Here is a 14973-nt window from a genome sequence, read left to right on the forward strand (position 1 = left end):
TGTTGCGTGTGCCCTCACGCATTGTTGAAGAAGGAAACTGACAATGAAAAAGTCTGAATTTAGCGCTTACCTTGATAAAGAGATTAATACTGCCCAGGGCCGTATCTCATCCAAGGACAGCAAGTCCGATAAGGTCGATTCGGGCCGGGTGGAGTTTTTGACAGCGTTGAAGGATGTTGTCGATGGGAAGCCCCAGCCTAAAAATGTGGGCGTTGTCGGCGCAGTCAATGACGTGTTGCAGACACTAGGTCTGCTCTCTCGCGACAAAACCTTACTATCCGGCCTTGAGCTTTGAGGCGGTGATTGCTTTTGTTGTGGTGAGGCAATCGTCCCTCCTCACAACGCGTGCCGCCGGTTCAGCTCGGCAGCATGCACTCCAGCGATCAATTCACCGCCCCCTCGATTATGTTCACCGAGTACGATCTCGAAATAGCGCCTGTGCGCCAGGTGCTGCCCAGCCGGCGGAAACGCCCCGCAGGTTAAAGAGAAATGTCATTGAGCCGACGCTTCCTACACTTGCCAAACCCACCCAATTCTGGGAAAACCCCAGCCTTTGCGCAGTCAACGAGAGCCCCCCATGAGCGACGAACAACTCCAGATCACCGACATCCGCCCCGGCACCGGCAAGGCCGTGGTCAAGGGCGCGTTGATCACCACTCAATACACCGGCACCCTGGAAGATGGCACGGTGTTCGATTCGTCGTGGGAAAGGGGCAAGCCGTTTCAGTGTGTGATTGGAACGGGCCGGGTGATCAAGGGCTGGGACCAGGGGTTGATGGGCATGCAAGTCGGCGGTGTACGCACATTGTTCGTACCGGCGCACCTGGCGTATGGCGAACGTTCGATGGGCGCGCATATCAAGCCGAACAGCCCTTTGCGCTTTGAAATTGAATTGCTGGAAGTACTGACGCGTGATGATTGAGGGCGGCGGTTACACGCCGACCTCGAAGCATGGGCCGTCACGCAGGGTGCCGAGTGGCCGCGCCTGACGGTGGTGGTCGGTAATCGCAAGGCCGAGCGTTTGTGGCCGAAACTGGGGTATGTGCCGGTGCGTATTCGCGAGGGGATCAGGATGGGGCGACAGCTGAATACGGTGTCGACTCAGGTCAAGGCGCTGGTGGGTGGGCAGGTGGATGATTACCTGATACGGGTGCCGCGAGATCGACCTGTTGCACCTTAGCTGCGGATAGACACATTCAACCTGTGGGAGGGGCGGTGCGACGACTCGACTTGCTCCCGCTGGCGGTGGGGCAGTTAGCTTATCTCTAGCTGCACCATCGCCATCGGGAGCAAGCTCCCTCCCACATTTAAGCCTTGGAGGGCTTCAAGATAGGGGTTCCTGAACCCATCCTGAAGAATCCTCTTATTCATCATGCAGGTACTTTCCTACGGTTTACTCTCCTGTAATCGGGGCGTAAGCTTCGCGCGTTTTCATCAATAGCGGAGACCCTCAGTGGGTACTTGTTCAAGTGACAGTCGTCGGCCGGTTTCGGTAACCGGCACAGACTTGGCAAGGTAACGCGCATTCTTCCGATGCCGTTGTCTCGCCAAACAGCGAGAAGCGGCATCCCGGCAGCGACCAGTTCTGGCGCCTGCCTCGATCCACTCTCATCGACGCTGACCAGCACCTGACTCACCTCAGGTTGCTACGGACGCGCCTGCCTTTTTGCGGCGGGCGGGCCAGGCTGGCTGTGCCTTTTTGATCGGGCGCGGCGCAGTTGGCCGTACCTGCACGACGGTTTCCTCGCGCAGGAGTAACACCATGAACTTCACTCTGTTGAAAGAGTTCTTTGCCGGCTTCCTGCGGACCCGGCATATCGCTCGGCATTTCCGTCGCCTGGCACTGCTCGACAGCGTCACCGACGCCAGCGTCAGCCGCGAAGTCCCGCCGAGCCTGGCGCAAACCCTGGTGGCTGCGGCCAACAGCGGCGCGGAACAGTTGCTGGGCACCCTGGGCAGTCACGCCGAAGGCTTGGACGCCCAGGACGCCGACGCGTTGCGGGAGCAATACGGCCTCAATGAAGTCGAACACGAACAGCCGCTGCCCTGGTGGGTCCACCTGTGGCATTGCTACAAGAACCCCTTCAACCTGCTGCTGACCTTGCTGGCGGTGATCTCCTGGCTGACCGAAGACATGAAGGCCGCCACGGTGATTTTTTCCATGGTGGTGCTGTCGACCCTGCTGCGTTTCTGGCAGGAGGCCAAGTCGAACAAGGCTGCCGACGCACTCAAGGACATGGTGAGCAATACCGCGACGGTGTTGCGCCGCGAGGCGGCCAAACCCATCGAGCTGCCGATCAAGCAACTGGTGCCGGGCGACCTGATCGTGCTGTCGGCCGGCGACATGATCCCCGCCGACTGCCGCGTGCTCAATGCCAAGGACCTGTTCGTCAGCCAGGCGGCGATGACCGGCGAATCGATGCCGGTGGAGAAGTTTGCCCAGCAGAAGGATGCCAAGACGCGGAACCCGCTGGACCTGGAGAACATCCTGTTCATGGGGACCAACGTGGTGTCCGGCGCGGCGACGGCGGTGATTCTGACCACCGGCAACAGCACCTATTTCGGCGCGTTGGCCCAGCGCGTCACCGCCACGGATCGCGCGACCACCTCGTTCCAGCAGGGCGTCAACAAAGTCAGTTGGCTGCTGATCCGCTTCATGTTCGTGATGGCGCCGCTGGTGTTGTTCATCAACGGTTTCACCAAGGGCGACTGGACCGAAGCGCTGCTGTTCGCGCTGTCGATTGCCGTGGGCCTGACCCCGGAAATGCTGCCGATGATCGTCACCTCGACGTTGGCCAAGGGCGCGGTGTTTCTGTCGCGCAAGAAGGTCATCGTCAAGCGCCTGGACGCGATCCAGAACTTCGGCGCCATGGACGTACTGTGTACGGACAAAACCGGCACGCTGACCCAGGACAAGATTTTCCTGGCGCGCCATGTGGACGTGTGGGGCGAAGAGTCCGACGACGTGCTGGAAATGGCCTACCTCAACAGTTACTACCAGACCGGTCTGAAAAATCTGTTGGACGTGGCGGTGCTGGAACACGTGGAGGTGCATCGCGAGCTGAAAGTCGCCACCGCGTTCCAGAAGGTCGATGAGATCCCGTTCGACTTCAACCGGCGCCGGATGTCGGTGGTGGTGGCCGAGCAAGGCCAGCCGCACCTGTTGATCTGCAAAGGCGCGGTGGAAGAGATTCTGTCGGTGTGCAACCGGGTGCGCCACGGTGACTCCAACGAAGCGCTGACCGATGAGTTGCTGGCGCGCATCCGCCAAGTGACCGCGGCATTCAACGAAGAAGGCTTGCGGGTGGTCGCGGTCGCCGCGCAGCCGATGTCAGCGGGGCGCGATACCTACAACCTGGCGGATGAAAAAAACCTGACGTTGATCGGTTATGTGGCCTTCCTCGATCCGCCCAAGGAAAGCACCGCGCCTGCCCTCAAGGCCCTCAAAGCCCACGGCGTGGCCGTCAAAGTGCTGACGGGCGATAACGAACTGGTCACCGCCAAGATCTGCCGCGAAGTGGGCCTGGAGCAGCAAGGCCTGCTGATGGGCAACGACATCGAGGACATGACCGACGCCGAACTGGCCAAGGCCGTGGAAACCACCAACGTATTCGCCAGGCTGACGCCGTCGCACAAGGAACGCATCGTGCGCCTGCTCAAGGCCAACGGCCATGTGGTGGGCTTCATGGGCGATGGAATCAACGACGCACCGGCGCTGCGCACGGCCGATATCGGTATTTCGGTGGACAGCGCGGTGGACATCGCCAAGGAAGCGGCTGACATCATCCTGCTGGAAAAGAGCCTGATGATCCTGGAGGAGGGCGTGCTCGAAGGCCGGCGCACCTTCGCCAACATGCTCAAGTACATCAAGATGACCGCCAGCTCCAACTTCGGCAACGTGTTTTCGGTGTTGGTCGCCAGTGCGTTCATTCCGTTCCTGCCGATGCTGCCCATGCATTTGCTGGTGCAGAACCTGCTGTACGACATTTCGCAGATCGCGATTCCATTCGATAACGTCGATGAAGAAATGCTCGCCAAGCCGCAACGCTGGCAACCGGGGGATGTGGGCCGTTTCATGCTGTTTTTCGGGCCGATCAGTTCGATCTTTGACATCACCACGTTCGCACTCATGTGGTATGTGTTCGATGCCAACACCCCGGACCACCAGACCCTGTTCCAGTCGGGTTGGTTCGTGGTGGGGTTGCTGACCCAGACGCTGATCGTACATATGATCCGCACCCCGAAAATCCCGTTCCTGCAAAGCCGTGCGGCAATGCCGCTGATGGTGATGACGGGGGTGATCATGGCCGTGGGGATTTTCCTGCCGATGGGGCCGCTGGCGCACTACTTCAAACTGCAGGCGTTGCCGTCGCTGTACTTTGTGTTCCTGCCCGTGATTCTGTTGGGGTACATGGCGTTGACCCAAGCGGTGAAGGGCTACTACATCCGTAAGTTTGGCTGGCAATAACAGTTGTATCGAACGCCCCTGGGCCCGGTGGGAGCCGGGCCTGCCCGCGATGGCAGTGGGGCTGCCGCCGCATTCATGGAGTTTTTATGCAGGCAATCAACAACATCAACCTCGATTCCCTGATCGATACCGTGGTCAGCCTGACCGCCGCGTTTATCCTCGGCGGCTTGATCGGCTTCGAGCGCCAGTACCGCCAGCGCACGGCGGGCTTGCGCACCAACGTGCTGGTCGCAGTGGGCGCGGCGATTTTCGTCGACATGGCCAACCGCCTGGGCGGTGCAGACGGTGCTGTGCGGGTGGTCGCCTATGTGGTGTCGGGCATCGGCTTTCTGGGGGCCGGCGTGATCATGCGCGAAGAAGGCAACGTGCGCGGGCTCAACACCGCCGCCACCCTCTGGGCCTCGGCCGCGGTGGGCGCCTGTGCCGGTGCCGACCTGATCCTCGAAGCGCTGCTGGGCACGCTGTTCGTACTGGCGGCCAATACGCTGCTGCGGCCGATCGTCAATAACATCAACCGCCAGCCGCTGGATGTGGTGTCGGCGGAGGTGACCAACATCCTCTATGTGATTGCACGGCGTAGCCAGCAACAGGCGGTCATGGTGTTGCTGGAAGCCGAGCTGGCACGTTGCAACTACCCCGCCAGCGATGTCGATGTGCGCCCGTTTGGCAGCGAAGAAGTGGAGATCGAGGCGACCCTGGCGGCCACTTCCGTGGACGGTGATGAACTGGACGCCCTGGTGACGCGCATTTCCATGTCGAGCCTGGTGGTGCAGGCTTTCTGGAGCCCAAGTACCACCGACTGATCCACCCTGGTCAAGCCTAGGCATACCCAGGATTGGCTATGCTTTTGTAAGGAAAAGTCCTACACGCAGTCAGGATTATCCCTTCGTAAGAAACATCACCCCATTGCTAAGGTTGATCGCTGCGGCTGGCCGGCAGCAATGATACGGCTTCATATGTTCGTGGTGATTTTCAAGGGAAGGGACCAGGCACCCGTCTGTTGGCGCTCTGAGGGACTGTACCGTTCGTCGGGACTGTCAATTCTCACAGGTGGCTGGGTCCCGTGTGATGTGTCAGCGTACTTTGTCCTCTCAGGGGTGTTTTATGAGCAAAGCGTTAGTAGTGGATGACCACCCGTTTATTCGTGCCACTGTCAAATTTCTGTTGAAACAGGAAGGTTTTACTGAAATTGATGAAGCGGGTAATGGCGCGGATGCCGTGCAGAAGGCCAGAGAAGGGCGCCCGGACCTGGTGATTCTCGACCTGGCGATGCCCAAGTTGGGTGGCCTGGAGGTCATCAGTCGGATCAAGGCCTTGGGCCTGCCGTGCAAGATCCTGGTGCTCACGTCCTACTTGGCGGTGTTTTTTTCGACCCGGTGCATGCGGGCCGGTGCCATGGGGTTTGTCGCCAAGACCGGCGAGTTGGACGAGCTGCAAAAAGCAATCAAGGCTGTGATGTGCAACTACAGCTGCTTTCCCAGCCTGCCCACCAGTTCGGTGCGCCGCGATGATTTGCAGACCTCCGAGCACGAGTTGGTGGAAGCTCTTTCGGACCGCGAGTTGACGGTGCTGCAGAAGCTGGCCCTGGGCCTGGGCAACAAGGAAATCGCCGAGGACATGCTGCTGAGCCACAAGACCATCAGCACGTACAAAACCCGCCTGAAGGAGAAGTTGCGCATGTCCTCCGTCGTGCATTTATCCAAGTTCGCCCAGCGCAATCACTTGATCTGAAATGACTGCCACTGCGTTCAGGCGGCTCGCCGCTATCTTGTTGATGGGCCTGTTGCCCATGCTCGCAGTGGCCGTCGATCAGCCACACGCGCTGCGCCTGTTGGGGCACTCTCAGCTCGAAAACCCCCGCCTGATACTGGATGAAACCGACTGGCGCTGGCTACGTGAGCGGCGCACGTTGGTGATGGGGGTGTCGGCGCCGGATTACGCGCCATTCGACCTGAGCAACAACAACGACGAGCTTGAGGGCATTACCGCCGATTATGCGGCGCTGGTGGCGCAGGCGTTGAATATCATCATCGAGGTGCGACGCTACGACACCCGCGATGAAGTGATTGAAGCGCTCAAGCAGGGCGCGGTGGATTTCGTTGGCTCGGCCAACGGCTATGAAGCCGCAGACCCTGAGTTGGAGCTGTCACGCTCTTACGCCAACGATCAACCCACCCTGGTCACCCGCATCGGAGACACCCAGGCCCTGAGCGCGGACTTGGCCGGCAAACGCGTGGCCATGCTGTATCACTACATGCAGCCCGATGCCGTGCAGCGGTTCTACCCCCACGCGCAGTTGCAACTGTTTGCCTCGACCTTCGAAGCCATCGGTGCGGTGGCGTTCGGCCGGGCCGATGCGTACCTGGGCGATGCCATCAGCACCCGGTACCTGATCAACAAGAACCACCTCAATAACGTGCGCGTGGCGGATTTTTCCGGCCTGGAGGTCAACCCTTTCGGGTTTGCGTTCACCAAGGACAATATTCGCCTGCGCAATATCATCAACGCCGCGTTGGCCATCGTGCCGGTCAACCAGCAGATGGATATTCTGCGCCGCTGGAGTGCTGGTGGCAGCGGTTTCATGGAAGCCGAACGGCTGCGCCTGAGTGACAGCGAGCAGCGCTGGCTGGAGAAACACCCGCGGGTGAAAGTGGCGGTGCTCGACAAGTTCGTGCCATTGTCGTTTTTCAATGAGCAAGGGCAATTCGAAGGGCTGAGCGCGGAAGTGCTGGCGCGGATCAGCTTGCGCACGGGCCTGAAGTTCGATGTGGTGAAGGGCAGTTCGTTGCCTCGACAAATCGATGAGGTCAATGCTGGCCAGGCAGACATGCTGGCGGTGATTACCCCCAGCGTCGAGCGGACCGAGAAGTTGCGCTTCACCCGGCCTTACCTGTCCAACCCGTATGTGCTGGTGGTGCGCGCCGAAGACGAGCGGCTGGTTACCCTGGAGGACTTGCCCGGAAAGCGCCTGGCGTTCATTCGCAGCAACAGCCTGGGTGAGCAAATCGCGCGGGATTACCCCGGTATTGAGTTTATCGACAGCGCAAACCCCGAAGCCGCCATGGAGTTGGTGGCCAATGGCGGGGCCGATGCGACTGTTATTTCGCTCATCAGTGCGCGCTACATGATCGCGCGTCATTACCGCGACCGCTTGCGTATGACCAGCACCGTCGGCACGGAGCCGGCGCGGATCACGTTTGGCGTCAACCGCAGCCAACTGGAGTTGTATTCGATCCTCGACAAGGCATTGTTGAGCATCACACCTGAGGAGCTGGATGAACTGACCAATCACTGGCGCAGCGAGATCATCATTGAAGACAGCTACTGGCTGCGCCATCGCAACGCAATCATCCAGGGTTTCAGTCTCGCCGCGGTGCTGTTGTTGATCACCCTGTGCTGGGCCTTTTACCTGCGCAGCCTGATTCGCAAGCGCGCCCAGGCCGAGCGGGCGTTGAGCGATCAGATGCGCTTTATGAGCGTGTTGATCGACGGCACGCCTCACCCGATTTACGTGCGCGATCGCCAGGGGCGGTTGATGGCCTGCAACAATGCCTACCTCGACGTGTTCGGTTTCAAGCTCGAAGACGTGATCGGCAAGACCGTGGTGGAAACCGACACCGGTAACCCGCCGCAAGCCCAGTCGTACCATGACGACTACCTGAAGTTGATGGCGCGGGGCGAGCCGCAGATTCATGACCGGATCCTCAGGGTGCCGGGCGGCGAAGTCCTCACGATTTACCATTGGATGCTGCCGTACCGCGACGGCGACGAGAAGGTCGTGGGCATGATTGCCGGCTGGGTGGATGTGAGTGAGCGCCACCGCTTGCTAGGCCAGTTGCAGGAAGCCAAGGACGATGCCGACGCCGCCAACCGCGCCAAGACGACGTTCCTGGCCACCATGAGCCACGAGATCCGGACGCCGATGAACGCGGTGATCGGCATGATCGAGCTGGCGCTCAAAAGCGCCGAGCAAGGTCGGGCGGATCGCGATGCGCTGGAAGTGGCGTCGGTGGCCTCGCGCGGCATGCTGGAATTGATCGGCGACATCCTGGACATCGCCCGGATCGAATCCGGCCACCTGTCCCTGGCCCAGGAGCCCGCCAACCTGCGTGAGCTGCTGGCCTCGGTGGTGCGGGTTTTCGAAGGCCTCGCGCGGGCCAAAGGGCTGGCGCTGCGCGTGACGCTCGATCCGGCGCTCGATCGCCCGGTGCTGATCGACCCGCTGCGCTTCAAGCAGGTGGTTTCGAACCTGCTCAGCAATGCCATCAAGTTCACCAGCAAAGGCCAGGTGCAATTGGGCGCCCAGGGCGATGTCGCCGAGGATCAACTATGGCTCAGGTTGTGGGTGCAAGACACCGGTATGGGCATCAGTGCTCAGGACCAGCAGCGGCTGTTCAACCCGTTCAGCCAGGGCAGCAACGCTGAACAATCGGCGCGCAGCGGTTCCGGCCTGGGGTTGGTGATCAGTCGCAGTCTGTGCGAAATGATGGGCGGTCAGTTGCACCTGAGCAGCGTGTTGGGGCAGGGCACCCGGGTGGACGTGAGTGTGGCGCTGAGCCTGGCGGCCGCGCTGCCGGTGCCGGCTTCGGCGCCTGCTCCGCACAGCCCACCGACACGCGCGTTGAGTATCCTGGTGGTGGATGACTACCCGGCCAACCGTTTGCTGCTGGCCCGGCAGTTGAGCTTCCTGGGGCATCGCATTACCACGGCCGAGGACGGTGTGCAGGGGCTTGCGCTGTGGCAGGCCGGGCACTTTGATGGCGTGATCACCGATTGCAATATGCCTCTGAAGGACGGTTACACATTGGCGCGGGATATTCGTACTCAAGAGCACGAGCGAGGCCTGGTGCCGTGCCTGCTGCTGGGGTTTACCGCCAATGCCCAACCCGAAGAAGCCGAGCGCTGTCGCCAGGCGGGCATGGACGGGTGCCTGTTCAAGCCCACCGGGCTCGAAGACTTGCGATCGGCCCTGGCGCCGCGCATGGCGAGCCTATGCGAGCCGCAAGCCGAACCGGCGTTCGATCTGGGAGCGCTGATCATGCTGACGGGGGACGATCATGCCGCGCTCAACGAATTGTTGATGCCGCTGCTCGACAGTCTGGAAGCCGATCAACGGCTATTGCCGTCATTGCGACGTCAGGCCGACTTTGCCCAGTTGCATGACCTGGCACACCGCGCCAAAGGCGGCGCGCGGATGGTCAAGGCGCACGCGCTGATCGCTTGTTGCGAAACCTTGGAGGCCGTGTGCGAACGGCAGGACCTCCAGGCGTTGGGGGCAGCGGTTGAGGACGTCGAGCAGGCGATCGATGATTTGCATCACAGCTTGAGCGTTTATTGCAATCAACCTTGACGCGGTTGGGTGGTTATTCGGTGGATTTGGGACAACTCCTACATGAAGGGGGAACATGCCTGATTTTGTCTGCGGGATATGTCTGGAAAATGGGCTGCTCTCACTCAACGAGCACAGCCTGCCAGGGGTTTGCCATGCCGAACAAAGCACTGACCATCCTGATTGCCGATGAACAGCACCTGCAACGGTTGTATATCGAAAAAATGCTCAACCGGTTGGGGTATCACCGGATTGTGCCGGTGCAAACCTTTGAAGAGGTCCAGATCCTCACGGCGATCCCGGCCAAACCCTTTGATGTGCTGATCGTCAATGCAGGCTTGGCGGCCCACGCCGGTGGGCCGCAGGCCCAGGTACGCCACGTGCTGGTCTACGATCACCTGGACCTGGGCGTACCCGCAGGCTTGACACCGCAGGTACTGGTCCGCTTGCCCGGCGTACCGGATAACATCAACCTTGAGCACTTCATGGACATCATCGACCCACCCGAGGCCGCCGCGGGCCTGCGGGTATTGCCCTGGCTGCGGGAATTATCGCGCACGCCGGTGGCCGGGGTTTAGTTCCGCGTCGGCGCGATGCCATTGGGGCTGTCAGGTGCAGCTTGTCGGCAGCGCTCAAGGTCAGTTACAGGGCCTTGAGGTTGCTCTCCAGGTTGGCGGCCGTCCGGCTTGCCCGCGCTTTGCAGGCAAGCCGGTGTCCATTGCTCAGCCGATGGCGTGTTCGCGCAAGCGTTGAGCTGCGCTGCGCAACAGCTGCTCGGTGCTGTCCCAACCTAGGCAACCGTCGGTCACCGACACGCCGTATTTCATCGCCGGGCCCAATGGTTGGCAGCCTTCGAACACGTGGCTTTCGAGCATCATGCCGATCAGCGAAGTGTCGCCCTGCAGGCGTTGCTCCAGCACTTCATTGAACACTGCCGGCTGACGCAGCGGGTCTTTGCCACTGTTGGCATGGCTGCAATCGACCATGATCCGCGCGGTCACCTTGGACTTGGCCAGGTCCTGTTTCACCTGGGCCACGCTCTGCGCATCGTAGTTCGGCCCACGGTGACCGCCGCGCAACACCAGGTGGGTGTCGGGGTTGCCCGGGGTCTGGATGATCGCCGGGTGGCCCTGGCTGTCGACGCCGAAGTGCCGGTGCGGGTGGGACGCCGAGCGCATCGCATCGCAGGCAATGGCGACGCCGCCGTCGGTGCCGTTCTTGAAGCCGACGGGCATGCCCAGGCCGCTGGCCATTTCGCGGTGGATCTGCGACTCGGTGGTGCGTGCGCCGATGGCGACCCAACTGAGCAGGTCGTCGAAGTAGCCGGCGGCCATCGGTTGCAGCAACTCGGTGGCGACCGGCAGGCCCAGGCGCAGCATCTCACGCATCAGTTCGCGGGACAGGCTGAGGCCGGCGGCCATGTCATCGCTGCCATCCAGGTGCGGGTCGTAGGCCAGGCCTTTCCAGCCAATGGTGGTGCGCGGTTTTTCGACGTAGGCGCGGATTACCAGCAGCATCTGGTCGCTGACGTCCAACGCCAGTTTCTTCAGGTTGCGTGCGTATTCCATGGCCGATTCCGGGTCGTGGATCGAACACGGACCGACGATCACCAGCAAACGTGAATCTTCGCCATTGAGAATGGCGCGCACGGCTTGGCGATGGGCGTGGATTTGCTCATTGAGGAATGGGCTGAGAGGTAACTGGTGCTTGAGTTCAAGGGAACTGGGCAAGCGCAGGGTCAGCGCTTCATTGGCGCTGGTCAGGGCAGAAACGGGCAGAGCGGCGACGGAGGAGTTCATCTTCAAGGCTTCCTGGGCAAGCGGCGGGCGATTCCCGCACGCTCTGCCCTACTGGGGTGTTCGACAATTGGCCGTAGTGGCTACGTGTGTTGGCTTGCCACCGATAGGTGACCGATCGGAGGCGGCAGGCTGTCCCGAGCGGAGCTTGCTAAATCGCCATGCAGTGCTGGTGTCGTAGCGGTAATAGGTGGCGTAGTTCATGTCGTGATTCCTTTAAATGGTCTTGATCAAACAAAGTGTTCAGGGCTGAAAAAACAAAACCCCCGATCGGGGAGCCGACCGGGGGTTAGATTTCTCTGGTAGGCGACCCCTTGAGCAGTGGGCGCCGATTTCAGGTATCAGGCGCGCCAGTGGCTAAACCAATACCCAAAATAAAAGCTGACCAGTGCGCTCAAACCGTTCACACGGGTAGCCGATACCGAGCGCGAGGCGCTGGCAGCAGGGCAAACCTGGGTGTGGGTGAGTTGCAACATGGTGGCTCTCCAAATGATGGTGGCAGCTTACTAGAGGCGCACGGGTGGATTCAATCGGTAATTTCTATTGCGTGGAGGTACTTACGACTATGGGGTGAGTGTCGATATGCTGGTGGCCACTCAATAATGCTTGCCGGGACGCAACCATGACTGCCTTGACCCTTGCCGCTGCTCAATCCGTTTCCATCGCCGGCGACGTACCGGCCAATATCCTGCGGCACCTGGCGTTCATGCGCGCCGCGGCTGAGCAGGGCGTGCAAGTGCTGGTGTTTCCGGAGCTGTCGTTGAGCGGGTATGAACCGTCCTTGGCGGCTGAGCTGGCAATCGCCCCCGAGGACGCGCTGTTGACGCCGCTGCGCGAGATGGCGCGGGAGCTGCGCTTGACGGCGGTGGTGGGCATGCCGATCCGCTTGGCGCCAGGGGCGGGCGTGTCGATCGCCGCGTTGGTGCTGGGAGCAGACGGTTCGCTTGCGGTTTACACCAAGCAGCATCTGCATCCCGGCGAAGAGGTGGCGTTTGTCGCGGGGCAGGGCGGTGACGTGCTTGAGTGGCGGGATGATCGGATCGCGCTGGCGGTCTGCGCCGACTTTTCCCACGCCAGCCATGCACGTCAGGCTGCGCAAGCGGGCGCCACTGTATACGCCGCCGGCGTGCTGATCAGTGAAGGCGGCTACGCAACGGACAGTGCGTTGCTCCAGAGCTACGCCGCCGAGCATGGCCTGGTGGTATTGATGGCCAATCACGGTGGCCCCTCGGGCGGCTGGGCGTGCGCGGGGCGCAGTGCTATCTGGGGCGCCGATGGGCAGGTGCTTGCCGCCGCGCCGGGGGTGGGCGACGCGCTGGTCATTGCCCATCGCGATGGCGGGCGCTGGACCGGTCAAGCGGTAGCACTGTGGGCTGAAGGGGCGCGATGACATGACGTTTCACCTGCGCGCGGCGACTGACCAGGACCGCTCATTTGCCCGGACGCTGACCTACGAAGCCATGCGCGGCTACTACGCGCAATACCGTTTGCTGTGGTCCAACGATGGTTTCGACGTGGCCTGGGCGGGGCGCGAGAATTGGCTGATCTGCAGCGACGATACCGTGGTGGGCTTTATCAGCCTGAGTCGCGACAGCCAGGCGCTGTACATTCGCGAGTTGCATATTCTCGAACCGTTCCGTGGCCGTGGAGCAGGCAGCTGGGTACTGGAGCAAATGGCACTCAAAGCGTGCGGTCAAGGTCGCGGTCTTTTACGGTTGACCGTGTTTAAAACCAATCCGGCAAAAAGGCTTTATCAGCGCAAGGGCTTGCAAGTTGCGGGTGAGGAAGCGTGCTTTTGGTGCATGGAACGCGATTGTCGGCCCATGTCCGCAGACTAATAAGTGACTCATTTGCGCAAAACAGGCACAACGGCTTAATAAGCGCATACTGAACCTAGGGCAATATTTCTTGTTCCTGCCTCAGAGGCTCATTCTCGGCAAGGATGATGCCTTCTTTCATGCCCAGAAGGACCGCTACCTTATGGGCCTCTCCCCGCCGTCCTTTCTTGCGCCCAGCGAGCACCTGATACGTGGTTGCCGGGTCGACACCGTGTTCCCGGGCGAACGCTTGAACCGACTTACCTTGGTGTTCAAGCCAAGCCTTGGCTTGTGCAGCAGTACGAATTCCGGGCATAGTTCAAAACCGTTCAAGTTTGTGTAACCAAGGGATCAGCGTATCACCTCTTGGGGTGTGCCAATTTAGGATCATACATCCAAATGAGTGGAATCGGTTTGCGTCTAAGGCAGGAAAGAGAGCGGCTTGGGTTGTCGCAAAAAGTGTTTGGTGAAATTGGAGGCGTTGAAGCGAACGCACAAGGCAAATACGAAAACGGCGGGCGGGCGCCGAAGGCCGATTATTTATCGCGTGTGGCCGAAAGAGGCGTGGATCTTCTGTACGTATTAACAGGCGCTCCCACGCCGGCGCAAATGGATAACTTGAGTCAGATCGAAGAAAAGGTGCTGGGCAACTATCGGGCGATGTTCAAAGAGGACCAGGATGCGATCCACCGATTGACCTCAACCTTGGCTGAACATTCGTCAATGTTGATAATGAATGGTAAATCCAAGCTGTAGCCCGGGATTCCTGACCTTTCCCCCAGGAAATAGCGTTGCGCGTCGTTCGACGGGCGCGCTTCCCGGCGTCAAGCGCTATATATATGACACTTGCAACTAGGTCTGCGCCTTGGTTTTTTGCTAAGGTGTTCAGCAACCTATAAGACCATATCGCGAGGTGTCTGCTTGATTAGGGTGCTAGTAGTCGATGACCATGATCTCGTTCGTACAGGCATTACACGAATGCTGGCTGACATCGATGGCCTGCAAGTAGTCGGCCAGGCTGAATCGGGTGAAGAGTCCCTGATCAAGGCCCGGGAGTTGAAACCCGATGTGGTGTTGATGGACGTCAAGATGCCTGGGATCGGCGGCCTTGGCGCCACTACCAAATTGTTGCGCAGCCACCCGGACATCAAAGTCGTGGTGGTCACCGTGTGCGAAGAAGACCCGTTTCCTACACGTCTGCTGCAGGCGGGGGCGGCGGGATACCTGACCAAGGGCGCAGGCCTGGCGGAGATGGTACAAGCCATTCGCCTGGTATTTGCCGGCCAGCGCTACATCAGCCCGCAGATCGCGCAGCAGTTGGCGATCAAGTCCTTCCAGCCCACCAGCGATTCGCCGTTTGACGTGCTGTCGGAGCGTGAAATCCAGATCGCCTTGATGATTGTCGGCTGCCAGAAGGTGCAGGCCATCTCCGACAAGCTGTGCCTGTCCCCCAAGACCGTCAACACCTACCGCTATCGCATTTTCGAGAAGCTCGCCATCAGCAGTGATGTTGAATTGACCCTGCTCGCGGTGCGCCACGGCATGGTGGACGCCAGCGCCTGA

General features: G+C 60.4%; 14 protein-coding genes and 1 pseudogene. 12 read left to right on the plus strand and 3 right to left on the minus strand.

Annotation, left to right across the window (positions count from 1 at the left end; genetic code table 11):
- Positions 1-43 precede the first annotated feature (43 nt).
- The 8 genes and pseudogenes from JN756_RS11265 (at position 44) to JN756_RS11300 (ending at position 10375) form a co-directional block, all read left to right on the plus strand.
- A complete protein-coding gene (locus tag JN756_RS11265) occupies positions 44-295 on the plus strand; it encodes a hypothetical protein (RefSeq protein ID WP_046384010.1) in 252 nt (83 codons plus the stop codon).
- A gap of 282 nt (positions 296-577) precedes the next feature.
- A complete protein-coding gene (locus JN756_RS11270; protein WP_017847066.1) occupies positions 578-922 on the plus strand; it encodes an FKBP-type peptidyl-prolyl cis-trans isomerase in 345 nt (114 codons plus the stop codon).
- A gap of 3 nt (positions 923-925) precedes the next feature.
- Positions 926-1180, plus strand: a pseudogene (locus tag JN756_RS11275) (N-acetyltransferase); the annotation flags it as partial.
- Between the two features lie 582 nt (positions 1181-1762).
- Positions 1763-4468, plus strand: a complete 2706-nt coding sequence (mgtA, locus tag JN756_RS11280; protein WP_201022108.1) for a magnesium-translocating P-type ATPase — start codon at positions 1763-1765, stop codon at positions 4466-4468.
- Positions 4469-4554: 86 nt separating this feature from the next.
- The gene (locus tag JN756_RS11285; protein ID WP_017847070.1) at positions 4555-5271 is read left to right on the plus strand and encodes an MgtC/SapB family protein; all 717 of its coding nucleotides are present in this window, start codon (positions 4555-4557) and stop codon (positions 5269-5271) included.
- Between the two features lie 301 nt (positions 5272-5572).
- On the plus strand, positions 5573-6199 hold the full coding sequence (locus JN756_RS11290) for a response regulator transcription factor (protein WP_017847071.1): 627 nt from the start codon (positions 5573-5575) through the stop codon (positions 6197-6199).
- Position 6200: 1 nt separating this feature from the next.
- Entirely contained in the window at positions 6201-9818 is a 3618-nt protein-coding gene (locus JN756_RS11295; protein ID WP_201022109.1) for a transporter substrate-binding domain-containing protein, read from the plus strand.
- Between the two features lie 134 nt (positions 9819-9952).
- Positions 9953-10375, plus strand: coding sequence for an ANTAR domain-containing protein (locus JN756_RS11300; RefSeq protein ID WP_046384007.1), 423 nt, complete (start codon positions 9953-9955; stop codon positions 10373-10375).
- A 144-nt stretch (positions 10376-10519) separates the two neighbouring features.
- Here the strand turns inward: JN756_RS11300 and JN756_RS11305 are convergent, their stop codons facing one another.
- Positions 10520-11596 carry a 3-deoxy-7-phosphoheptulonate synthase gene (locus tag JN756_RS11305; protein WP_169881433.1) on the minus strand — a complete coding sequence of 359 codons (1077 nt, stop codon included), beginning with the start codon at positions 11594-11596 and terminating at the stop codon, positions 10520-10522.
- Between the two features lie 338 nt (positions 11597-11934).
- Positions 11935-12069, minus strand: a complete 135-nt coding sequence (locus JN756_RS32090; protein WP_256350929.1) for a hypothetical protein — start codon at positions 12067-12069, stop codon at positions 11935-11937.
- Between the two features lie 146 nt (positions 12070-12215).
- Here JN756_RS32090 and JN756_RS11310 point away from each other — a divergent pair, with 146 nt between their 5' ends.
- Together JN756_RS11310 and JN756_RS11315 are read left to right on the plus strand one after the other, a co-directional pair.
- Positions 12216-12983 carry a carbon-nitrogen hydrolase family protein gene (locus JN756_RS11310; protein WP_201022110.1) on the plus strand — a complete coding sequence of 256 codons (768 nt, stop codon included), beginning with the start codon at positions 12216-12218 and terminating at the stop codon, positions 12981-12983.
- Position 12984: 1 nt separating this feature from the next.
- Positions 12985-13431: a GNAT family N-acetyltransferase gene (locus JN756_RS11315; protein WP_046384004.1), complete on the plus strand. Its 447-nt coding sequence runs from the start codon at positions 12985-12987 to the stop codon at positions 13429-13431.
- 55 nt (positions 13432-13486) lie between these two features.
- Here the strand turns inward: JN756_RS11315 and JN756_RS11320 are convergent, their stop codons facing one another.
- Complete coding sequence (locus JN756_RS11320) at positions 13487-13726, minus strand: DNA-binding protein (RefSeq protein WP_046384003.1); 240 nt, start codon at positions 13724-13726, stop codon at positions 13487-13489.
- Positions 13727-13809: 83 nt separating this feature from the next.
- Here JN756_RS11320 and JN756_RS11325 point away from each other — a divergent pair, with 83 nt between their 5' ends.
- Together JN756_RS11325 and gacA are read left to right on the plus strand one after the other, a co-directional pair.
- Positions 13810-14166 carry a helix-turn-helix domain-containing protein gene (locus JN756_RS11325; RefSeq protein WP_017847078.1) on the plus strand — a complete coding sequence of 119 codons (357 nt, stop codon included), beginning with the start codon at positions 13810-13812 and terminating at the stop codon, positions 14164-14166.
- 165 nt (positions 14167-14331) lie between these two features.
- Positions 14332-14973 carry a response regulator transcription factor GacA gene (gacA, locus tag JN756_RS11330; RefSeq protein ID WP_026140040.1) on the plus strand — a complete coding sequence of 214 codons (642 nt, stop codon included), beginning with the start codon at positions 14332-14334 and terminating at the stop codon, positions 14971-14973.

Origin of the sequence: Pseudomonas sp. Y39-6 (genome assembly GCF_023651955.1) — a bacterium.
In the GTDB taxonomy this organism is placed as follows: domain Bacteria; phylum Pseudomonadota; class Gammaproteobacteria; order Pseudomonadales; family Pseudomonadaceae; genus Aquipseudomonas; species Aquipseudomonas veronii.